Here is a 21,459-nt window from a genome sequence, read left to right as displayed (position 1 = left end):
CAGGTAAAATATCGCGACAAGGCAAAAGATCAGGTCCGAATGATGCGGGCATCATTCGGACCTGATCCCCAGCCGCTCCTTGAGCGTTGGATCGGCCGGCTTGAGCGGGCAGGCAGCGATGACGGCCTGACGCCGCGCGGCGTCCTTTGTGGCGTCGATGGCGCGCGACACGAAGAGGTTCGGAGACAGCGCCTGTTCGACCGGTCCGGCCCACTGTGTAGTATCCAGCGCCAGCCCGGGCAGACACTGGATGGCGGCGGGGCGAGACAGGACTTTGAACAGGTCGATAAGGTTCGCGGAGCGATCCGCGCGCTGATGCAAAAGCCACGCTGTGCCGCCGTGCACGATGACCTCGGCATTGACGGGCAGGAAAACGCGCCCGTCGCCTAAAGGATGACCTTCGCTGAAGACGGCGGACTTCGAATCCTCGATGGCGTAGATCGTGACGTAGCCGCGATGGGCGCCGTTGGCCAGGCCGACGCGAAGGCCGTCGAGGTGGCCGGCCGACAGGGTCTGACGCGCGGCGCTGGTGTTGAGCAGGACGGCGCGTCCGGGCGCCACGGTTCGCCACAGAGCTTCGCTGTAATCAGAGCCGGTCGCTTCGCTGACCGCCAGAAGCGGCAGGGTGCGGACGGACGCTTTGGCCATGGGGCGCCAACGGCCGTCTCTGAACGCCAGACAGTCCGTTTTGGCGCAGTCTCCCGGCCGGACCTGCAGGCTGACCATATCGCCATCGGCAAACAGCACCGCCGTGCCGGACGGCGGCGGCGGGACGGCTTGCGCGGCCGTGTCGACCGGCTTTGGCGCCATAAGGTCACAGCCGCCGAGCGCCACCATCACCGCCGCCAGACAAGCCAAATGAAATCGGACCATCGTCTTAAGTTCCCAAGAAAAAGGCCCGCAAGCTGTGCCTGCGGGCCTGAAACATTGCCTTCAACGAACTAGTTGTCGGCGAGATAGGTGCCGTTGCCGGCAATGGTGCATTGCTGCGGGTCTTTGTGGGCCTTCGCAATGTGGCAGGGGGTGGCGAGCGAAATGCTGTTGCGATCCTTTTCGACCACGATGATGTAGCCGCGCTTGTTGACGCAGGCGATTTCCGCGATCAGGCCGCCTTCGACGCCGGCGGACTCGCCGAGGTACTTGACCTCCTTGATGTCGCAGCCCTTCTTGGGCTCGGCGATCTTGATGAGCTTGTCAAGCTGGCCCTTCAGCATGTCGTCGGTCGTCAGCGTACAGGTGCGGTTGCGCGTCTTGACCAGATAGCAGTCGGTGACGGACACGCCGGCGGTGCTGCCCGGCTGCGGCACGAAGCCGATGAGGCCCCAGGGCTGTTCCGGGCACTTGAACTCGACATAGTCGCGCTTGGTGTTTTCCTGGCTGCCGATCACGTTGAAGTCGGAGACGGTGCAGGTGTAGCCCGCCTTCTTCAGAATCGAGCTGTAGTCACCGCTGGCGCCGGCCGCGGCGTCTTCGGCCTTGGTCAGCTTGCAGCCACCCAGGGAGGCGGCGGCGCTGCACTGGACCAAACGGTCGAAGCTATTGTCGCTGAGCTTGGCACGGACGATGAAGCCCGGCTGGTTGGAGCAGCCGAATTCATAGAAGACCCCGTTGCCTTCGGTGGTGACGCCGACAAAGCGGACGTCGCTGACCTGGCACTTGCTGTCGGCCGTGGCGGCCAGCGGCTTCAGGGATTCGATAATCTGTTCGCGGGTGCTGAGGGTGCAGGTGGCGGTGGTGCCTTCCTGGCCGATGCAACTCCGGAAGCCGATCGGGGCGTCAGAGGCGAGTTGCGGGTAGTCGATGATGCCGCCGACCTTGCTGCCGCAGCCGACTTCGTAACGGTCGAAATAGGGGGCGGCCGTGCTGGATCCGATCATCTTGACTTCGCTGATTTCGCAGCCCGGCAGGTAGGGCTGGACGACCGGGGTCAGCCACTTGTAGTGCGGCTTGTTCTCCGGCAGTTCGCAGCCGATATTCTTGGCTTCCTTCTGCTGCGCGCGCCAGGCGGCCGTGCAGGTGAAGGGGCTGTAGACTTCGGTCGGCGATGCCACGATGATGATGAAGCCCGGACCGGTCTTGCACGCGATCTCGTAAATCGTCGCCTTGACCTTGGTCTTGTCTTCCTTCTCGTAATCGTGCGGCCCACGCGGATAGGCATTGATCGGTTCACAGGCAATCTTGGCCGCGGCGACTATGGCCGGGGCGTCAGCCATGGCCTTGGCTTGCTGCGCGGGGTCGATCGTCAGCCCGGGGCCAGACTTGCCATCGGCTTTCTTGGTCTTGGCCTGGGAATTTGGCCGGTCTTCGTCGGGATTTTGAGCGTATGCCGCTGTGGCGGTCAGGCTGGCCGTGGCGGCGATGACGCCCAGGCTTAAGCCCAGTACACGCAGCATGGCGGCGAATTTGGCGATGTTCATGAGGCGACTTTCATAAAGTTGCGCGAAACCTGTAAGCTCCGCCACGTTCGGGCACGGGCGGCTATTATTAAGACATCCATTATCTACAGGATGTGGCGGACACAAGGCAAGATGTCACAGGTTGGGATCGTGCCGCGTATTGACGTTGCGGCATGGTTGCCGTGCACGTAAACTTGGTTTAGCCTGGGAGTATAAAACAGGAGCGACGCATGGGCGATATCATCAGCGCTGTCGACGGCGGCATCATGCGCCTGCGGCTGAACCGGCCGGCCAAGAAGAACGCCATCACGCGCGCCATGTATGAGGATCTGACGGCCGCGCTGGACCGGGCGGGCGCCGACGACAATGTCCGCGCCGTTGTTATAACGGCCGAGGGCGGTGATTTCTGCGCCGGCAATGACATACTGGATTTCGCGCAAGGCGTCGGCGATTTTCAGTCCGTGCCGCTGGACGACCTGCCGGTCTTCCGCTTCCTGCGCGCCCTGACCTTTTTTGAAAAGCCGCTGGTCGCCGGCGTGCAGGGCCAGGCCGTCGGCATCGGCGTGACCCTGCTGCTGCATTGCGACCTGGCGGTCGCGGCTGACGATGTGCGCCTAAGCCTGCCGTTCCTGAAGCTGGGCCTGGTGCCGGAGGCCGGCTCGACCCTGCTGCTGCCGCAACGCATTGGCCATGCCCGGGCATTCGCCTGGATGGCGCTGGGCGAAGCCATGGGGGCTGAGGAGGCGCATCGGCTGGGCCTGGTCAACGCCGTGGTGGACGGCAGCGCGCTGAGCCAGACGGCCGACGACCTGGCGTCAAAACTTGTCCGACTGTCGCCATCGTCCCTGGCGCACACCAAGCGCCTGATGCGTGATCCCGAAGCACTGTGGCAGGTCGTCAGGGCCGAGGGCGAAATTTTCCGCCAGCAACTGCAAAGCCCGGAAGCGGCGGCGGCCTTTATGGCCTTCCTTAATCGCTAACATTCGGCGATGGGATGTGATTTGACGTAAAGGTAGATTGCGCCTATTTGCGCGTCCTCTTTTTGAAGGTGCATGGGTATGCCTTTGGACAGCGGCAGCGCGCAGGATCTGTATGTGGTGGGCCTGGAGCCCGGCGGTCTGGATGACCAGATCCTGGCCCTGACGGACCGTGCCTTCGGGCCGGGCCGCTACGTCAAGACCGCCGAGCGTCTTCGTGAAGGCTGCAAGCCTTTGTCGAACATGAGCTTTGTCGCGCTCAAGGGCGATCAGGTTGTTGCCTCGGTACGGCTGTGGCCGATCGTCGTCCGGAATGAGGATGCCGGACAATCCGACACCATAGCCTTTCTTGGCCCTATTGTTGTCGACAGCGCTTTTCGCAGCGGCGGCCTGGGCAAACGTCTGATCGGCTTGTCGCTTGAGGCGGCGAAGACGGCGGGCCTGCGCGCCGTGCTGCTGGTTGGTGATGCTGAGTATTTCGCGCCATTGGGTTTTGAGCGCGCCAGGGACATGATCATGCCGGGACCGGTCGATCCGCGCCGGGTGCTTATCCACTACACCACTCCGGGCGATATGCTGGCCGGTCAAGTCGTCCGCGCCGACGCCGTTTGATCTTGCGCGTCTGAGCGCCTAATTAGGCGAAATGACTCGTATCGAACTTTCGGGCGCCATGCAGGCTCCCGCGACCCGCGCCGTTTTCGCAGCCCTGGAAGCCAGGGGCGGGAAGGGCTGCGTCCGCTTTGTCGGCGGCTGCGTGCGCAACGCCTTGATGGGCCGGCCGATCAGCGACCTCGACCTGTCGACGCAACTGCTGCCCGATGAGACCGAAGCGGCGCTGGAAGCCGCCGGCATTCGCAATGTGCCGACCGGCAAGGCCTTTGGCACCATCACGGCCGTGGTCGATGGCGAGCCCTACGAAATCACTTCACTTCGCGAAGACGTCGAGACCGATGGCCGCCGGGCGGTGGTCAGCTACACGACCGACTGGGCGAAGGACGCCGAGCGCCGCGACTTCTATCTCAACGCCCTCTACGCCGATATCGAAGGGACCATCTCTGACCCGACCGGGTTCGGCCTCGATGACGCGCGGGCGGGTAGGGTGCGGTTTATCGGTGCGCCTGAACAGCGTATCCGCGAGGACTATCTGCGAATCCTGCGCTTCTTCCGCTTCACGGCGGGCTATGCGATGGACATCGATGAAGCGTCACTGAAGGCCTGCGCCGCGCTGAAAGCCGGGATCGACGGACTTTCGGGTGAGCGCATCTGGCAGGAAGTGTGCAAGACGCTGGCTGTCGGCAATCCACTGCCGGCGTTCGAGGCCATGTCGCGTGAAGGCATCCTGCTGCACGTTCTGCCGGGTTGGCAGCACACCGCCGGAAAGCTGCCGGAACTGTCGGCCATGATCGCGAGCACGCCGGACGTCGTCCGTCGTTTCATGGCGCTGCTCGATGGCGGGATCGGGCTTGATCTCGCCCATTTGACACCGTTGCGCGAGCGGCTGAAATTCTCCAATGCAACCTTCGACCGGCTTTATGCGGCCGGTGTGGCGACAGCCCGACTGGCGGATGCCGATGAAGGCCTGCTCAAGCGGCTGATCTATAGCCTGGGCCGCGAGGCCGTCGAAGACGCCGTCTGCCTGATCGCCGCGCACCTGGGGCGCTCACCCGACGCCATGCTGGGCCACCTCGGGCATTTGCATGTGCCGGACTTTCCTCTGAAAGGCGCCGACCTGATCGCGCGCGGGCTCAAGCCGGGGCCGGAACTGGGCCAACGTCTTAAGCAAATCGAAACCGAATGGCTCAATCATGATTTTTCACAAAGCGTGATTGAGGATGCTCTTGACGCTATTGGCAAAAGGCCGATGTAATTCCCGGTATTCCAGCCAGCCAGATGTACCATGCGTAATTCCAGCTATATCGCGATTTTGGAGACCGGCGTTCCGCCTGCCGATCTCGACAAGACCTACGGCACCTATGTCGATATGTTCTCCGGCACGCTGGCCCGAGAGGGGCGTACCTTTCGCGCGTTCCGGGCGCTGGATGGCGAACTGCCTGAACCTGACGCCGACCTTAAGGGCGTTGTGATCACCGGCTCCCCGGCCGGCGTCTACGAAGGCGATCCCTGGATCGTCAGCCTGATCGACTGGCTTAGGACGCTTGATCGCCAAGTGCCGGTGGTCGGCATCTGCTTCGGTCACCAGATCATGGCCCAGGCCTGGGGCGGTCACGTCGAGAAGTCCGCCAAGGGGTGGGGCGTCGGCCTGCACGAATATGAGATCCACGCGCATGATGTCTGGAAGCAGTTGCTGGGTACGGACGCGGAACACACCGCCATCCGCATCGCCGTCACACATCAGGACCAGGTCGTGAAAACGCCTGACTGCGCGATTGTCCTTGCCGGCTCAGAGTTCACGCCCAACGGCGCGCTATTTTACACCGACCGCAAGGCATTGTCTTTCCAGTGCCATCCGGAATTCTGCGAAGGCTTTGCCAGCGACCTGCTGCTCAGCCGCCGTGGTATCCGTATCGATGCCGCTCTGGTGGACCACGCCGTGGAAACGTTGAAGGGGCGGAGCCACCGTTCCGATGTCCTGGGAGCTATCTCCAGGTTTCTCGAATCGTAATTACGGCCACTTCACCACTGGCGGCATGGACGACATGATCGACGGCACATAGCCGCCGGTCTTCAGACCGAAAATCGTGCCGCGGTCATAGAGCAGATTGAACTCGACATAACGCCCACGCTGGACCAATTGTGCTTCGCGGTCATCCTCTGTCCATGGTTGGTTGATACGCCCGCGCACGATGTCCGGATAGATGTTCAGGAAGGCCTGGCCTACGGCCTGCGTGAAGGCAAAGTCGGTGTCGTGGTCGCCGCTGTTCAGATGGTCGTAGAAGATGCCGCCGACGCCGCGCGGCTCCTTGCGGTGGGGCAGGTAGAAGTACTCATCACACCACGCCTTGAACCTGTCGTAATAGGCCGGATCGAAGCGGTCGCAAGCGTCCTTGAACGCGGCGTGGAACTTTACGGCATCCGGCGCGTCCTGGTGACGATCCGCCACCATCAGGGGCGTCAGGTCGCCGCCGCCGCCGAACCAGCTCTGGGTCGTCGAGATAAAGCGCGTATTCATATGCACGGCCGGCACGTGCGGATTGGTCATATGCGCGATCAGCGAGATGCCGGTGGCGTGGAAGCGCGGGTCTTCGGCGGCGCCGGGAACGGTCTTGGCGAAGTCGGGCGAAAACGTGCCGTGGACGGTTGAGATGTGAACCCCGACCTTCTCGAACAGCCGGCCCTTCATGATCGACATTTCGCCGCCGCCGCCTTCCGGGCGATTCCAGGGCGTGCGCACGAAACGACCTGCGCTTTCACCGTAGAGCTCAGCGGGGGCTTCGTCTTCGAGGCGTTCAAACGCGGCGCACAGGGAATCGCGTAAGGTCCGGAACCAGGCCGCGGCCTGCTGGCGCCGGGTATCGAGATCGGAAGGGGCGGTGTCGGTCATGGTGCTGGCTATACTGCGTCAGGGGCGGACCGGGAAGCGCGCTGTTTGCCGCAGGGCTTCGCCCATGGCCATGGCCGCTGCCGTGATGACATTGATGGAGCGCGCACTCGCGCTGATGGGGATGAAGAGGCGATGGTCGGCCACGGCGTGGACTTCGTCCGGCACGCCGGCGCTTTCGCGTCCCATCAGCAGGACGTCATCCTCCGCGAAGGCGAACGCGGTATAGGGGGCGGCCGCCCGCGTCGTGAACAGAATCAGCCGGGCGGATGGGGGGAGGCCAGCGCGAAATGCCTCCCAGCCGGAATGGTGCGACACTTTAGCGCACGATCCGTAATCCATGGCGGCGCGCTTGATCGCCTTGTCGCTCAAAGGAAAGCCGCAGGGCTCGATCACGTCCAGTTCGACCTCCAGGGCCGCGCACAGGCGGATGGCGGCGCCCAGATTCTGGGGAATATCGGGCTGAAAGAGCGCAAGACGCATGAAAACCACACTTTGGATGAGGATTTTGCCGGACGGCGCGCCGACGCGCCGCACGTGGCCTTTAGCACATGAGACGGAGATGGCCGCAATTCGATGCGAAAAATGGCAAAAGGCGGTTTGTATCTATGACGCAATTGTGGTTATAGACGGATTTGCCGCCCCAGGGCGGTGTCCTTTTCCGTTCTCCGGAGCTTTCCGACAATCGTGAGGCGTGCGTTTACCCAGGCGCGTGCCCAGGCCGGACAAGCTTTTGGCGCGCCGTTCGGCTGCTGTCGGGGAGGTTAAGGGAGCGTTTGAGCTTTTTTAAAATTCGTCTATGTAGCTTCGGCATCCGGAGCGGCAGCGACTCGCGGAATCGGCGCTTCTGAAGACCTTCCTTATGGGAGGCCGTCTTCATGGGGCGTTTTGGTATTGAATGAGGTGGCAAGGTGAGCGAGGCATCGCACAATTCCGTCACGACCGGGGCAGACCCCAGCCGTCGTGACTTTATATATATCGCGGCCGGCGCCGGCGCCGCGGGGGCCGCCGGCATGGCGCTCATCCCGCTGATCGGTCAGATGAATCCCGCCGCCGATACCCTGGCGCTGGCCTCCATCGAATACGACCTGTCCAAGGTTACCGAAGGCATGCAGGCCGTTGTCAAATGGCGCGGCAAGCCTCTGTTCGTCCGCCACCGCACGCCGGCCGAAATCAAGGCCGCACAAACCGCCGACGTCAAGGGGATGCGCGATCCGCAGACCGACGCCGAGCGCGTCAAGGAAGGCAAGGAACAGTATCTCGTCGTCATCGGTGTCTGCACCCACCTGGGCTGCGTGCCGAACTTCGGCGGCGGTGAGTTCAACGGCTGGTTCTGTCCCTGCCACGGTTCGGACTACGACACGTCGGGCCGTATCCGCAGCGGCCCCGCGCCCCTGAACCTTGAGGTGCCTCAGTACGAGTTCCTCAGCGATACCAAGATCAAGGTCGGTTAAGGGAGAGCCACATGAGTGACCATCAATCGACCTACCAGCCCAAGACGGGCATCGAAAAGTGGCTGGACTCGCGCCTGCCCATCGTCCGCCTGGCCTATGACAGCTTCATCGACTATCCGACGCCGAAAAACCTGAACTACTGGTGGACCTTCGGCGCCATCCTGTCGCTGTGCTTGGGGATCCAGATCATTACCGGCGTCGTCCTGGCCATGCACTACATCGCCAGCACCGACCACGCCTTTAACTCGATCGAGCGTATCATGCGCGACGTGAACCATGGCTGGCTGATCCGCTATATTCACTCGAACGGCGCGTCGATGTTCTTCTTCGCGGTCTATATCCACATGTTCCGCGGCCTCTACTACGGGTCGTACAAGGCGCCGCGCGAAGTGCTGTGGCTGCTGGGCTGCGTCATCTACTTCCTGATGATCGCGACCGCCTTCATGGGCTACGTCCTGCCGTGGGGCCAGATGTCCTACTACGGCGCCGTCGTTATCACTAACCTGATCGGCGCTATCCCGGTTGTCGGCCCGTCGATCCTGATCTGGCTGCAGGGCGGCTTCTCGGTCGACCAGCCGACGCTGAACCGCTTCTTCTCGCTGCACTACCTGCTGCCGTTCGTCATCGCCGGCGTCACCGTCCTGCACATCTGGGCGCTGCACGTCACCGGCCAGAACAACCCGACCGGCGTCGAGATCAAGTCTAAGGAAGACACGGTTCCGTTCACGCCGTTCGCCACGATCAAGGACGCCATGGGCATCATCCTGTTCCTGATCATGTTCGCGGTCTTCGTCTTCTTCGCGCCTGAAGTCCTGGGCCACGCCGACAACTACGTGCCGGCTAACCCGCTGCAGACACCGGCGCACATCGTGCCCGAATGGTATATGCTGCCCTTCTACGCCATCCTGCGCGCTATTCCGGACAAGCTCCTGGGCGTCATCGCGATGTTCGCGGCCATTGCCGTCATCTTCGCCTTGCCGTGGCTGGATACGTCCAAGGTCCGCTCCATGCGTTATCGCCCGGTCATGCGCTGGTTCTACGTCCTGTTCGCCATCACCTGCGTGGCGCTGGGCTGGTGCGGCGGCCAGTTGCCGACCGACCTTGTCATCTCCTTCGGTGCTGACAAGGCGGGTACGCCGATTGGCCTGACCGTGACGACCCTGTCGCAGTTCCTGACCGCCTACTACTTCGCTTTCTTCCTGATCATCATGCCGTGGATCGGCCTGAAGGAAGAGCCTCTGCCGTTGCCGGCTTCGATCTCCGAAGCCGTCCTGGCCGCCCACAGCAAGAAAAAGGGCTAAGTCATATGTCTTCGTTTTTGACAAACAGCCTGAAACTTCTGTCCGGAGCGATCGTCGCGGTCGCGCTCGTGACCAGCGCGCCGGCCCTGGCCGCCGGCGGTCATGGCCGCAAGCCCGTCGATCCAGGCTTCTCCTTCGAAGGTCCGTTCGGCACCTTCGACCAAGGGGCGCTGCAGCGCGGCTACAAGGTCTATCGTGAGGTCTGTTCGGCCTGTCACAGCATGAAGCTGGTGTCGTTCCGCAACCTCGGCCAGAAGGGCGGTCCCTTCTACGATCCGAAGTACAAGAACCCGAACGACAACCCGGTCGTGAAGCAGATCGCCTCGGAATTTGAAACCGCGGAAATCGATCCGGACTCCGGCGACGAAGTGATGCGCAAGTCCACGCCTTCGGACCGTTTTCCGTCGCCGTTCAAGAACGACGAAGCGGCCAAGGCGTCCAACGGCGGCGCCATTCCGCCCGACCTGTCGGTCATCAACAAGGCCCGCAACGGTCACGCGCCCTATATCTATTCGATCCTGATCGGCTATGAACCCAAGCCTGTCGGCCTCGAAATCCCGGACACGCAGCACTACAACGCCTATGTCGCGGGTAGCCTGGCGACCCAATGGAAGGGCGATCCGCACCACGTCCCGGCCGGTGGCGTTCTGGCCATGCCGCCCCCTCTTACGGACGGTCGCGTTACCTTCGACGACGGTACGCCGTCGACGCTGAAGCAGCAGGCTAAGGACGTCACGACCTTCCTGGAATGGGCCGGCGATCCGCACATGGTCGCGCGCAAGCAGACCGGCTTCGCAGTGATCCTATTCCTGATCCTGCTAGGCGGCGTTGTCTACCTCGCCTATCGCCAGACCTGGAAAGGCCACCACTAATTGGTGGCCACGCCCCAGTGGTCTGCAAATGGCCATCTGTCTGCGAGCCGGTGCTCACGTACTCAAGTACGCTCCGCTCCGGTTCTCGACAGCTAGCCATTTTCGACTCACCAGGCCGCGCCCACACCGCGCTGAAATAAGAAAGAAGCCCGCCGGATCGTTCCGGCGGGCTTCTTTGTGCTTGATGAGCGTGTGGCTCAGACGTTGAAACGGAAGTTCATGATGTCGCCGTCCTTGACGACGTACTCCTTGCCTTCCTGGCGGAACTTGCCGTTTTCCTTACAGCCGGCTTCGCCGTTGAACTTGACGAAGTCGTCATAGGCCATGGTCTCGGCGCGGATGAAGCCCTTCTCGAAGTCCGTGTGGATGACGCCCGCAGCCTGGGGCGCCGTATCGCCGACATGGATCGTCCAGGCGCGCGCTTCCTTGGGGCCGACGGTGAAGTAGGAGGCCAAGCCCAGCAGTTTGTAGGCTTCGCGGATCAGGCGGTTGAGGCCAGGCTCTTCGAGGCCGAGTGTCTCCAGGAATTCCTTGCGCTCTTCCGGATCGAGCAAGGCGATTTCCGATTCGATCTGCGCCGAGATGACGACGCTGTTGGCGTGGTCGGCCTTGGCGCGCGCCGCGACCTTGTCCGACAGCTCGTTGCCCTTGTCGGCGGCGCCTTCCTCGACGTTACAAACATACAGTGCGGGCTTAGAGGTCAGCAGTTGCAGCATCTCCCATGCCTTGGTGTCTTCCTTGGATATCTTGCCCTTTTCATAGGCGATACGCGCCGGCTTGCCGTTACGCAATTCTTCCAGGGCGGCATTTATCAGGCCGACCGTGATGGCGGCTTCCTTGTCGCCGCCCGACTTGGCGCGCTTTTCCAGTTGCGGCAGGCGCTTTTCCAGCGACTCGAGGTCGGCCAGCATCAACTCGGTCTCGATGATTTCGAGATCCGAAATCGGATCGATGCGGCCTTCGACGTGGGTGATGTCGGTATCGACGAAGCAGCGCGCAACATAGGTGATGGCGTCACAGTCGCGGATATTGGCCAGGAACTGGTTGCCCAGGCCTTCGCCCTTGGAGGCGCCGCGCACCAGGCCGGCGATGTCGACGAAGTTGATCCGCGCCGGGATGATTTCCTTTGAGCCGACGATCTTGGCCAGGACGTCGAGACGCGGCTCCGGCACGGCCACGTCGCCGGTATTGGGCTCGATAGTACAGAACGGGTAGTTGGCGGCCTGGGCGGCGGCGGTCTGGGTCAGGGCGTTGAACAGGGTGGACTTGCCGACATTGGGCAGGCCGACGATAGCGACTTTAAGGGCCATGAAAGAGCGGTCCTGAGAGGAAAACAGTTGGGCGCTTCCCTAACATCCACCCTGCACAAAAGAAATGATTTTATCGGGTAAGCAGTTTCGCGGCCGTTTGCGCGCCGTCTTCATTGGCGATGACCGGTTGGCAGCGCGCGGCGCGGCCGGCAAATCGGGAATCACGCAGAAGGGATTTCAGGTGCGAGACCGCGCTTGAGACGTGCCAGTTGGTATAGGGCAGGACCGTCGCCAGACCCATTTCGGCCAGGCGGCGGGCATTGTCGAACTGATCCCCGAACACCGGCGTAACCAGTTGCGGCCGGCCGCTGGCCAGGGCCTGGGCGGTCGAGCCCACACCGCCGTGATGGACGACAATGCTGGCGCGCGGGAAGAGGCGCGAGTGGGGCGCATAGGCGGCGACAAAGACCTGGTCACCGAAGTCTTCGTCCAGCAAGGGGCTTTCCGGGCCGGCCAGTACCACACAGCGCACCTTCATGCGTTTTGCCGCGGCTATGGCGCGGCGAAAGAAGCGTTCCCCGCCGTAGACGACCGCGGTGCCCAGGCTGAAGACGACCGGTGCCGGGCCGGCATTCAGAAAATGCTCCATGGCGGGGGCAAGCGCGGTTTCCTGGCCGCTTTCGCTGTCAAAGAATGGAAAGCCAACGATATGGGTATTGGGCGGAAAGTCGGGCTGCGGCCCCGCGAATTGCGGCGAATAGAGCGCCAAGGTCCGGTATTCCGAGACGATGCCGCCCAGTCCGATATGCGGCTCCAGGCCATGCCGGTGATAGACCTCGCGGACGCGGTTCTGGCTGGCGGCCATGAACACCTCACCGATCGACATCATGGCGCGGTTCCACATCCGGGCGGCCGCCGTCTTCGGATGGAGGATGAAGGGCGCCTTCTTGACCTGCGGCGGGTCCCAGGCCGACATCATCACGGTCGGCTGCAGCGCCACGCTGGTGAACGGCTTGCCGGCCAGGCGCGCGGCAATATCGGCGCCATAGGCGAAGGACGAGCCGATCACCTCATCCGCGTGGGCGACCACGGCCTGGATGTCCTGAATGGATTTTTCCAGGTAGGGCGCGATCAGCCGCTTGATCATGAAGCTGTGGTCGCCGGACAGGCGGCGAATGATTTCCTCGGGCTTGAGACGCAGGTCCTGGACATAGTCCTCGCGGCACGCGCCGTAGTCGACGAAGTGCAGCCCGGCCGCCTCGACCTTGGCGCGATAGTCCGGATGCGAGGCCAGGACGACGCCGCAGCCGCGCGCCACAAGCGCCTGTCCCAGCGCGATGAAGGGATGCAGGTCGCCCAGCGAGCCGTGTGTCGCCAGCACGAAGCGACGAATGGGCGTTTCCGCTGTCTTCGTGTCGGCTTTGTGGTTGAAAGTTGCGTCCCTGGCCACCGGATATCACCTTGATTACCACCCCAGGACCCCAGCGATCGCCGGGAATTTGCGGGAGGCGGCGAGGAATTCCAATCAGGCAGGACATGCGCCTTCATTGGTTTACCGTAAAGGTATTTGCGCGATGGGAGCAAACCGCGCAAGGCGACGTCAGACCGCGTCAGATCCCCTGGCCGCCAGTTGCCGGGTGTCGAGCTTCGGCGCCGGCGCCAGCCGCATGACTTCGGCCTGGTAGCGGTCGGCGGCGTCTGGCGCACCGGAGTACAGCATGGGCAGGGCGCGCACGCAGGCGTCGTTGAGCGCGGTCAGCCAGGCCTGGTCGGCCCTGGCGAAGTCCGACAGTACCCAGCCGTGCACCATCTCCTTGGCGCCGGGATGGCCGATGCCCATGCGGCCGCGCAGGAAGTTCGGGCCCAGGTGCTGCATGATCGAACGCAGGCCATTGTGGCCAGCATGGCCGCCGCCCATCTTCAGACGGAAACGGCCGGGGGCGAGATCGAGTTCGTCGTGAAAGACGGTGATCTGTTCGGGCTTCAGCTTATAGAACTGCAGCGCCTTGGCGACGCTGAGGCCCGAGACGTTCATGAAGGTCTGCGGCTTGAGCGCCAGAACCTTGAGCGGCCCCTTGGCGGTCTCGATAATGCCTTCGGAGGTGATGCCGTCGAACTGCTTCTTTTCCGGACCGAAGGACGGCCCGCGGATCAGTTCGTCAATCATCATGAAGCCGATATTGTGCCGGTTCTTCGCATATTGCGGACCGGGATTGCCGAGGCCGACGATGAGATGCATGATGGCTCCGAAAACATATGGGTTTGGGGTCCTTGGACCCCATATCTTTTTCTTCAATAAAAAAGCCCCGCCCATAAGGCGAGGCTTTTTTATTGAAAAGGGAAGGCCTTGGGGTCCAAGGACCCCAAACCCATTAGGCTTCCGCAGTCGCTTCAGCAGCGTCGTCGCTCTTGCTGGCGCTCGAAGCGGTGACCGAAGCCACAACCGTTTCGCCCTTCAGGACCGGCGTCACGTCGGACGGCAGCTTCAAGTCGGAGACGTGGACCGACTGGCCGATTTCGTAGCCGGTCAGGTCGACGATGATGTCTTCCGGGATGTGGTCGGCCGGAACCTGGATTTCCAGGTCGTGGATGGCGACGTTCAGCGCGCCGCCCTTCTTCAGGCCCGGAGAGGCTTCGTGGTTCTTGAAGTGCACCGGCACGGCGATCTTGATCTTGGCGTGTTCATCGACGCGCAGCAGGTCGAAGTGCGTCGGGACGTCGGTGACCGGATGGAAGTCGATCGATTTCACGATGACCTTCTGGGTCTCGGTGCCGTACTTCAGAGTCACCAGGTGGCCGGCCAGCTTACCGGTGTACAGCGACTTGCGGAATTCGTTCAGGCTGGTCGCGATCGGCACGGGACCGAGATTGCCACCATAGAGAATGCCCGGGATCTTGCCGGCGTTGCGAGCTTCACGAGCGCCGCCGGTACCGGTGCGCTCGCGCACCTCGACGTCCAAAACGATATCGACCATAACTTAAAACCTCAATAGAAATACGCCGGTACCACAATTGGCCCGGCGGTCCGAATTTCTGGAGGCGGCCTCGATACACGACAAAGGCAGTATGTGCAAGCGGTGCAACGAAAAATGGGCCAGAGATTACCTCCGGCCCATCGTCTTAAGTCACATCATCCAATCAGGTGGACTTCTTCTTCGCCGAGGTCTTGCCCGTCGACTTCTTGGATGAAGACTTCTTGGTGCTCTTCTTGGCCGGCTTCTTGTTCATGTCGGCATAGGAGACGGCGTTGGCGTGCGATGCCGACACCGTGCCGTCGTCATTGAAGCCGATGCGCTTGACCGGTGCGAAGCTCAGCGCGTTGCTGGACATCTTGCCAAGGCACTGGCCGGTATCCATCAGGATGTGCTGGCCCAGGCAGAAGATGTCTTCATAGTACGGCTTGGACACAGCCAGGCACTGATAGAGGTTGAGCTTGGACATATCCAAGCACTTTTCGCCGATGTCATCATCAAGCATGGCTACTACGGCGTCGGAGCGCGCTTCGCCGCCTTCACCCAGGATGGCCAGGGCGGCGATGGTCAGCGAACGGTTGACTGCGTTGGTATAAGGCGTGTTGAACAGGTCGGGGCGGCCGAAATCGACCGCCGGTTCCATTGAAGGCGTGGCGGGCATCATCGACTGGTTGACCTGCGTTGCCGCCGGGTTGCCGGCGCTGTCGGCGGGAGCGGGTGAGGCGTTCAATGTGGCGTCACCCGTCGCGGCGCCCGTCGTCGCGCGCGTCGTCAGGCCCGAACCGCTGAGGGCCGCGGCCAGCAGGCGCGAGCTTTCGTCGGTACGGATGCTTTTGAGTGTGACCGAATTCTGCTTGGCCAGCGCCAGGCGTTCATCGCGGCCGGTGACGAATTCCTTGGACCACTTCTGGCGCTGGATGTCGTAGGCGGCCTGCTTGACACCCGAACCGGCCTTGTAGACCGACTGGCCGTCGCTGGACAGGGCCAGGATGACGCGGCGCGCGGCCACATCCGCTGCCGGCAGACCGGCGGCGTAGTGGGTGTCGCTCAGCAGCTTGGAGGTCATTTCGGCGCGCGCCGTCGGATCGGCCGCATAGGCGCGGAGCGCCGCGCGGAAGCTCGGCTCCTGCATGGCGGCGATGGCGCCGTAAGCCACGGCGCCGCGTGCCAGCTGTTCAGGCTCATAGGCCGAAGCAATTCTCAGCTTGGCCTGCACATCGTTACCGTCAGGGAAATTAGCGCTGACGGCGCGGGCTTGCTGGATATAATCGACATAGGCGGCTGCGGCGTCGGACACGCCGGAGGCCAGGGCGACCGGAGGACCTGCGGGTGCCGGCGGCGGGGGCGGAGGGGGCGGCGGTGCGTCCGTCGCACAACTCGCAAGACTGAGGGCGAGCAGGCTGATGGCAAGACCCTTAGCGACCGTGAACTTCATATACGCAACTCCCTGAAACTTTATCGAGGTGGGGACCCGGGATGAGGCAGGGCGCACACCGGCGCCATGCAAGGCGGCGCGATGCCGCGCCGTGAAATTGTGGCAGACTGAAACGCGATAAAGCGCCGAAATTAAGGCTTTTGACCTTTGCCGGCGCTTTAAATCAGCACGTCCAGAAGGAACACGCAATAAGTTTACAAGATGGAAAAGACGCTATTTTTACAAGCGCCATATCTCGCCGCGTTAATCAAAAAGTTTTGATACGGATTCTTCGTTGGCGATGCGGCGGATGGCTTCGCCGATCAGGGGGGCGACGCCGACCAGGCGGATCTTCGGGTTCTGGCGGATGGCTTCGGTGGCCTCGATCGAGTCCGTGATGACCAGTTCGGTCAGGACGGAGTTGGCGACGCGTTCCAGCGCCGGACCCGACAGGACGCCGTGGCTGACATAGGCCGAGACCGAGCGGGCGCCGCGGTCCATCAGCGCCTTGGCGGCGTGGCACAGCGTGCCGGCGGAATCGACGATATCGTCGAACAGGATGCAGCGGCGGTCGGTGACGTCGCCGATGATGTTCATGACTTCGGATTCACCCGGGCGCGGACGGCGCTTGTCGACAATGGCCAGGTCAACATTCAGGCGGTCGGCCAGGGCGCGGGCACGCACCACGCCGCCGACGTCCGGCGACACGATCATCAGCTCGTGCGGGTCGGAATAGTTCGCTTTGATGTCCTTGGCCATGAAGGGAATGGCGACCAGGTTGTCGGTCGGGATGTCGAAGAAGCCCTGGATCTGGCCGGCGTGCAGGTCCATGGTCAGGACGCGGTGGGCGCCGGCGCGGGTGATCAGGTTGGCGACCAGCTTGGCCGAGATGGGCGTGCGGCCGCCGGTCTTGCGGTCCTGGCGGGCATAGCCAAAATAGGGGATGACCGCCGTGATCCGCTTGGCCGAGGCGCGGGTCAGCGCGTCGATGCAGATCAGCAGTTCCATCAGGTTGTCGTTGGCCGGGTAGCTGGTCGACTGGATGACGAAGACGTCCTCGCCGCGCACATTCTCGTCGATCGTCACGAAGATTTCGTTGTCCAGGAAGCGTTGGACGCGCGCCTTGGTCAGCGGCATGTCGAGATAGTCGCCTATGGCCTGACCGAGGGTGCGGTTGGAATTGGCGGCAAGCAGCTTCATTTTACAAAATCCCTAGAGCTTCCAAACCGACAGGTTTGGCAAGGGCGACGCCCGCCCGAGCTAATGCGAGGAGCCTGCGCGGCCTCTGAGCGCATAGAGCCCGGCTTTTAGCAGGCGAGTTTACAGGTTCAAGGTTAAATTGTCATACGACGGAGAATTTCATGCTCGGAGCATTATGCAGGAAATCAGCCGGCCGTAATCCGGTTCTCCGTTCAGGAAGGCGCGGCGATTGGAGAAGAAGAGCGATGCATCGGCGCGCGTGTCGTGGCCGGTCGTGGCCGCCAGGAGGACGCCGGCGCGCTTGACGCGCATCAGGCAGTAGCCCGGCAGGTCGAACATGCGCTTGTCAGGCGACGCGCCCGGGACGAAGAAGGCCGGGCTGTCGGGATCGGCGTTCGCGAAGGTTTCGGCATAGTCGGCACCGACCTCATAGGAGGCTTGCGCGATACACGGGCCGATGACGCAGCGGATTTCGTTGAGCCTGGCGCCCCTGGCCTGCATCAGGTCTAGCGTGGCTTCGATCATGCCGTTGAGCGCGCCCTTCCAGCCGGCATGGCATGAGCCGATGACGCGGTTTTGCGGATCGGCGAACAGGATCGGCGAGCAGTCGGCGGACAGGGCCGACAGGATCAGGCCGGGCGTGGTGGTGACCAGGCCATCGGCTTCGGGACGATCCTCGGTCCATGGCCCGTTGACCTCGCGGGCGATGTTGGAATGGACCTGGTAGAGGCTGAGCAGGTGGGCGGACGGGCGGTCGAAGGCGGCAGCCACGCGCCGGCGGTTTTCAGTGACGGCGTCGGGATCGTCCTTGGAGCCCTGGCCAATGTTCAGGCTGTCATATATGCCTTCGGAGACACCGCCGCGGCGCGTGAAGAAGCCGTGCTGGATGCCCGGGAGGTCAAGCAGGGGGTGGAGAATGCGGGGAGGCAGAGTCATATCGGCACCTGTCAAAGGCCCCCACCACCACGCCCTCCGGGCGCGGTCCCCCTCCCCATTGGCATGGGGAGGAATAAGAAGGGGAAACGCTCAGTTAGTCCTCCCTGTCGCGCAGCGATGGGGAGGGGGACCGCACGAGACCCGTGCCTGCACGGGCGAGATGCGGTGGTGGGGCCTTTTACGAGCCCGGGACTTCCGCTTCAAGTCCGATGAGGGGAATTGACGCCGGATAAGCGAAGGCCAGGACTTTGAACAGTTCGCCCATCTGGTCGGGAGCGACAAGGCGGTCGTATTGCCGCTGGAGCTTGTCCGCTTGAGATGGGTTGGACGCCTTGAGCGCTTCCAGCCGTGCGTCTATGCCCATGTACCGGAGAAACGCGGCTTGAGGCGTGATGTTCGATGTCGTGATGCTGGCGCGAGCCGCAGCGGCCGCGACCGCAGGGAAGTCGGCCCAAACCGTCAAGTCGTGGTCGCCTGGGGCTGCGAGCGGATCGTGTTTCTGGTGGCGGTGGAGCGCCTGGAGTGTGTCGCCAGGCTCGGTGTGTGCCCGGCCATAGTCGATCAGCAGGGCCGCGCCGCTGTTCGCCTTCAGCTTATCGCACAGGGTGCGTGTAAAGCGGACCTGCTCGGGGCTATATTCAAAAAGATCGCCGTCATTGCAATTCGATATTTCCGGAAGTTCGGATTTTTCTGGCGCCAAACCAAAAACCAGCACGCCTGCGCGCACGCCGACCATACGCTCATGCCAGCCGTCGTTGACGCGTACGTATTGGCGCGCCGGCAGGCAGTCGAGGACTTCATTGGCGACGATGATCAGCGGCAGGTCATCCGGCAAGGCTTCGACGACGGGCAGGAACTCGGCGTCGGGTACGGCCGTGGCCTGCCGGGCGCGCAAAACGGGGGAGGGCTCGACCATTGTAATCCGGGCCGACGTCTTGAGGCCTGGCACACGCGCCGTGACGCGCAGGATATCGCTCATCAGTGTGCCGTCGCCGCCGCCGATTTCGACCAGCCGGAACGGGGGCGACCCCATCGCCGTCCAGGTTTCAGCGACCCAAACGCCGATCATTTCGCCGAACATCTGCGACACCATGGGCGCGGTGATGAAGTCGCCGTCGGCGCCAAGCCCGGGGCGTCGCGTGTAATAGCCGTCAATCGGATCTAACAGGCACCGCGCCATATAGTCGGCGACGCTGATCGGACCTTCCAGTGTGATCTGTTCGATCAGCCTTTGCTTCAGACTCAAGGTTCAGGCCGCCGTGCCGTTGTCGGCCGGAGTGGGCGTCTCATCGTCGGTGACCTTGACAGGCTCGGGCTCAGGTGTCGGCGTCTTGTGGGCGCGCCAGATCAGCCAGGCGCCTGCGGCGACCATGGGCAGGGACAGGAGGGTGCCCATAGTGACGACTTCCTTGAAGAAGGGCAGCATCTGGGCGTCGGGATTGCGGACGCTTTCCAAAAGAATGCGGATAATGCCGTAACCGGCGATAAACACGCCCATGATCATGCCGGGCTTGTGCAGTTTCTTCAGGCGGAAGGCCAGCAACCAGGCAAGCGCGAACAGCAGCAGGCCTTCGCCCAAGGCTTCGTAAAGCTGGCTGGGGTGGCGCGCGACTTCGCCGGCAGGGCAGACGCCATTATATTGCTGGAGGACATGTTTGTTACAGAAGACCATGCCCCACGGCGCGTCGGTGGGCCGGCCCCACAGCTCGCCATTAATAAAGTTGGCGATGCGGCCGAGAAAAAGGCCGATCGGCGCCGCCATGGCCATCAGGTCGCCGAGGTTGAGCATCTGGGGCAGGGTGAAGCGATTGGAACGCGCCCACAGGATGGTCGCGACCACAACGCCCAGGAAGCCGCCGTGGAAGGCCATGCCGCCGTTCCAGATTTGCAGCACTTGTATGGGGTCCTTCCAGATGATCGACGCATCGTAGGCCAGGATATAACCGATGCGGCCGCCCAGGATGACGCCTCCGGTGAGCCACAGGATCAGGTCATCGATCTGGTCAGACGTGACCGGAGGTTTGCCGTTCGGCCACAGCTCGGCTTTACGTAACAGCTTGCCGGCGTAGAGCCAGCCGAGCACAATGCCCGCGACATAGGCCAGGGCGTACCAGCGGATGGCCAGCGGGCCGACGTGGAAGATGACCGGATCGATGTCCGGCAAGCGCAGTGTCATGATGCCCCGGTCTCCTGAGTTTGCGTGTGGCGTTTTTATCAACTTCATTTGTCGCCGTCGCGACAAATTCGCGCTGACGGCGGCAAGAATCATGAAAAACTTTGTTGCACGCGCGATATGGCCTATAAGACATTATATTGAAAGCGTGACAAAGCGTTCGGCAGGAGAGCTTCCCCATGCAAAGCCAGCATCCGTTCTTTGACGAAATGGCCAAGCTGACCACTTCCGCGATGGGCCTGGCCCAGGCCGCGGGCGACGAGGCCAAGGCGGCCTTCCGGGCCCAGGCCGACCGTTTCGTGGCGGACATGGACCTGGTGCGCCGTGACGAGCTGGACGCGCTGAGGGCTGAAATCACCGCGCTCCGTGAAGAAATTGCCGCGCTCAAGGGCGCAAAGACGGCCAAGGCCAAGACCGCCGCCGACCCGTCCATCTGATAAGGACTATCATGAATACCCCCCAGGCCTATGACAGCGATGCCGCCTTCGATCCGCTCGATATGGTGGAATCCATCCTCGCCGAGGAAGGGCTTGAATTCGAACGTACGCCGGAAGGCGATCTCGGCTTCGCGCTGAGCGGTGACTGGCGCACCTACGAAATGTGGTTCTCGTGGCGGCCGGAAGGTGAGTGCCTGCAACTGTGCTGCTCGCTGGACGTCGAAACCGGCGCCGGCCGCGCGCTGACGCCGGACCGCCTGCCGGGCCTTTACGAACTGCTGGCCCTGGTCAACCAGCACGTCTGGTTCGGCCACTTCGAGGTCTTCCGAGACGCCGAGGCCGAGACGCCGGCCGGCACCGAAAAGGCCGGCATGGGCGCCTATGACATCGTCTTCCGCCACACGGTCGCGCTCAATCCGATCGAACGCGCTTCGGTGACATCCAGCGCACACATGATCAACAGCGCCGCCGAGGCGGTCGACCGCTTCTATCCGGCCTTCGACTTCTGGTTCAAGGGCGTGGAAACGGCCCGGGATGCCTTTGCCGCCTGCCTGTTCGAGACGCGGGGCGAGGCCTGA

22 protein-coding genes are annotated in these 21,459 nt (G+C 62.7%); 9 read left to right on the top strand and 13 right to left on the bottom strand.

Annotated elements, in window-relative coordinates; all coding sequences use genetic code 11:
- Window positions 1-51: 51 nt before the first annotated feature.
- On the bottom strand, window positions 52-873 hold the full coding sequence (locus tag J2X24_RS06085) for a hypothetical protein (RefSeq protein ID WP_209718087.1): 822 nt from the start codon (window positions 871-873) through the stop codon (window positions 52-54).
- A gap of 68 nt (window positions 874-941) precedes the next feature.
- Window positions 942-2,417: a hypothetical protein gene (locus J2X24_RS06080; RefSeq protein WP_209718083.1), complete on the bottom strand. Its 1,476-nt coding sequence runs from the start codon at window positions 2,415-2,417 to the stop codon at window positions 942-944.
- 209 nt (window positions 2,418-2,626) lie between these two features.
- Between J2X24_RS06080 and J2X24_RS06075 the strand changes: the two genes are divergently transcribed.
- The 4 genes from J2X24_RS06075 to J2X24_RS06060 all read left to right on the top strand — a co-directional run bounded on the left by J2X24_RS06075 (window position 2,627) and on the right by J2X24_RS06060 (window position 5,996).
- Window positions 2,627-3,376, top strand: a complete 750-nt coding sequence (locus J2X24_RS06075; RefSeq protein ID WP_209718079.1) for an enoyl-CoA hydratase-related protein — start codon at window positions 2,627-2,629, stop codon at window positions 3,374-3,376.
- Between the two features lie 78 nt (window positions 3,377-3,454).
- The gene (locus tag J2X24_RS06070; RefSeq protein ID WP_209718077.1) at window positions 3,455-3,985 is read left to right on the top strand and encodes a GNAT family N-acetyltransferase; all 531 of its coding nucleotides are present in this window, start codon (window positions 3,455-3,457) and stop codon (window positions 3,983-3,985) included.
- Between the two features lie 31 nt (window positions 3,986-4,016).
- Window positions 4,017-5,240, top strand: coding sequence for a CCA tRNA nucleotidyltransferase (locus J2X24_RS06065; protein ID WP_209718075.1), 1,224 nt, complete (start codon window positions 4,017-4,019; stop codon window positions 5,238-5,240).
- Window positions 5,241-5,270: 30 nt separating this feature from the next.
- Entirely contained in the window at window positions 5,271-5,996 is a 726-nt protein-coding gene (locus J2X24_RS06060) for a type 1 glutamine amidotransferase (RefSeq protein ID WP_209718073.1), read from the top strand.
- Here the strand turns inward: J2X24_RS06060 and hemF are convergent, their stop codons facing one another.
- Complete coding sequence (hemF, locus tag J2X24_RS06055; RefSeq protein WP_209718071.1) at window positions 5,997-6,875, bottom strand: oxygen-dependent coproporphyrinogen oxidase; 879 nt, start codon at window positions 6,873-6,875, stop codon at window positions 5,997-5,999. It abuts the gene before it with no gap.
- A gap of 18 nt (window positions 6,876-6,893) precedes the next feature.
- A complete protein-coding gene (locus J2X24_RS06050; RefSeq protein WP_209718069.1) occupies window positions 6,894-7,355 on the bottom strand; it encodes a tRNA (cytidine(34)-2'-O)-methyltransferase in 462 nt (153 codons plus the stop codon).
- Between the two features lie 428 nt (window positions 7,356-7,783).
- Between J2X24_RS06050 and petA the strand changes: the two genes are divergently transcribed.
- From petA to J2X24_RS06035, 3 genes are read left to right on the top strand one after another with little or no spacing between them, the layout of a single operon-like run.
- Window positions 7,784-8,326, top strand: a complete 543-nt coding sequence (gene petA, locus J2X24_RS06045; RefSeq protein WP_209718066.1) for a ubiquinol-cytochrome c reductase iron-sulfur subunit — start codon at window positions 7,784-7,786, stop codon at window positions 8,324-8,326.
- Window positions 8,327-8,337: 11 nt separating this feature from the next.
- Window positions 8,338-9,627 (top strand): cytochrome b, encoded by a 1,290-nt coding sequence (locus J2X24_RS06040; protein WP_209718063.1) that lies wholly within the window; start codon window positions 8,338-8,340, stop codon window positions 9,625-9,627.
- 5 nt (window positions 9,628-9,632) lie between these two features.
- Window positions 9,633-10,499, top strand: coding sequence for a cytochrome c1 (locus J2X24_RS06035; protein ID WP_209718060.1), 867 nt, complete (start codon window positions 9,633-9,635; stop codon window positions 10,497-10,499).
- A 197-nt stretch (window positions 10,500-10,696) separates the two neighbouring features.
- Here the strand turns inward: J2X24_RS06035 and ychF are convergent, their stop codons facing one another.
- The 9 genes from ychF to lgt form a co-directional block, all read right to left on the bottom strand.
- Complete coding sequence (gene ychF, locus J2X24_RS06030; RefSeq protein ID WP_209718058.1) at window positions 10,697-11,809, bottom strand: redox-regulated ATPase YchF; 1,113 nt, start codon at window positions 11,807-11,809, stop codon at window positions 10,697-10,699.
- Between the two features lie 70 nt (window positions 11,810-11,879).
- Window positions 11,880-13,199, bottom strand: coding sequence for a glycosyltransferase (locus J2X24_RS06025; protein ID WP_209718055.1), 1,320 nt, complete (start codon window positions 13,197-13,199; stop codon window positions 11,880-11,882).
- A 150-nt stretch (window positions 13,200-13,349) separates the two neighbouring features.
- Window positions 13,350-13,988, bottom strand: a complete 639-nt coding sequence (gene pth / locus J2X24_RS06020; protein ID WP_209718052.1) for an aminoacyl-tRNA hydrolase — start codon at window positions 13,986-13,988, stop codon at window positions 13,350-13,352.
- 133 nt (window positions 13,989-14,121) lie between these two features.
- Window positions 14,122-14,724 (bottom strand): 50S ribosomal protein L25/general stress protein Ctc, encoded by a 603-nt coding sequence (locus J2X24_RS06015; RefSeq protein WP_209718049.1) that lies wholly within the window; start codon window positions 14,722-14,724, stop codon window positions 14,122-14,124.
- Between the two features lie 163 nt (window positions 14,725-14,887).
- Window positions 14,888-16,156 carry a hypothetical protein gene (locus J2X24_RS06010; RefSeq protein WP_209718046.1) on the bottom strand — a complete coding sequence of 423 codons (1,269 nt, stop codon included), beginning with the start codon at window positions 16,154-16,156 and terminating at the stop codon, window positions 14,888-14,890.
- A gap of 243 nt (window positions 16,157-16,399) precedes the next feature.
- Window positions 16,400-17,335, bottom strand: a complete 936-nt coding sequence (locus J2X24_RS06005; RefSeq protein ID WP_209718043.1) for a ribose-phosphate pyrophosphokinase — start codon at window positions 17,333-17,335, stop codon at window positions 16,400-16,402.
- Window positions 17,336-17,494: 159 nt separating this feature from the next.
- Window positions 17,495-18,271 carry a peptidoglycan editing factor PgeF gene (gene pgeF, locus J2X24_RS06000; RefSeq protein WP_209718041.1) on the bottom strand — a complete coding sequence of 259 codons (777 nt, stop codon included), beginning with the start codon at window positions 18,269-18,271 and terminating at the stop codon, window positions 17,495-17,497.
- 178 nt (window positions 18,272-18,449) lie between these two features.
- Complete coding sequence (locus J2X24_RS05995; protein ID WP_209718038.1) at window positions 18,450-19,517, bottom strand: class I SAM-dependent methyltransferase; 1,068 nt, start codon at window positions 19,515-19,517, stop codon at window positions 18,450-18,452.
- Between the two features lie 3 nt (window positions 19,518-19,520).
- Entirely contained in the window at window positions 19,521-20,441 is a 921-nt protein-coding gene (gene lgt / locus J2X24_RS05990) for a prolipoprotein diacylglyceryl transferase (RefSeq protein WP_209718346.1), read from the bottom strand.
- Between the two features lie 182 nt (window positions 20,442-20,623).
- On the opposite strand from lgt, the gene J2X24_RS05985 reads away from it, so the two are divergent.
- Both J2X24_RS05985 and J2X24_RS05980 read left to right on the top strand, forming a co-directional pair.
- A complete protein-coding gene (locus tag J2X24_RS05985; protein ID WP_209718034.1) occupies window positions 20,624-20,881 on the top strand; it encodes an accessory factor UbiK family protein in 258 nt (85 codons plus the stop codon).
- Between the two features lie 11 nt (window positions 20,882-20,892).
- Window positions 20,893-21,459 (top strand): type III secretion system chaperone family protein, encoded by a 567-nt coding sequence (locus J2X24_RS05980; RefSeq protein WP_209718031.1) that lies wholly within the window; start codon window positions 20,893-20,895, stop codon window positions 21,457-21,459.

The organism is Asticcacaulis solisilvae, from assembly GCF_017875235.1.
GTDB lineage: Bacteria > Pseudomonadota > Alphaproteobacteria > Caulobacterales > Caulobacteraceae > Asticcacaulis > Asticcacaulis solisilvae_A.
Note: the sequence above shows the minus strand (reverse complement) of the source record. Positions and strands in the feature narration are given on the sequence as shown.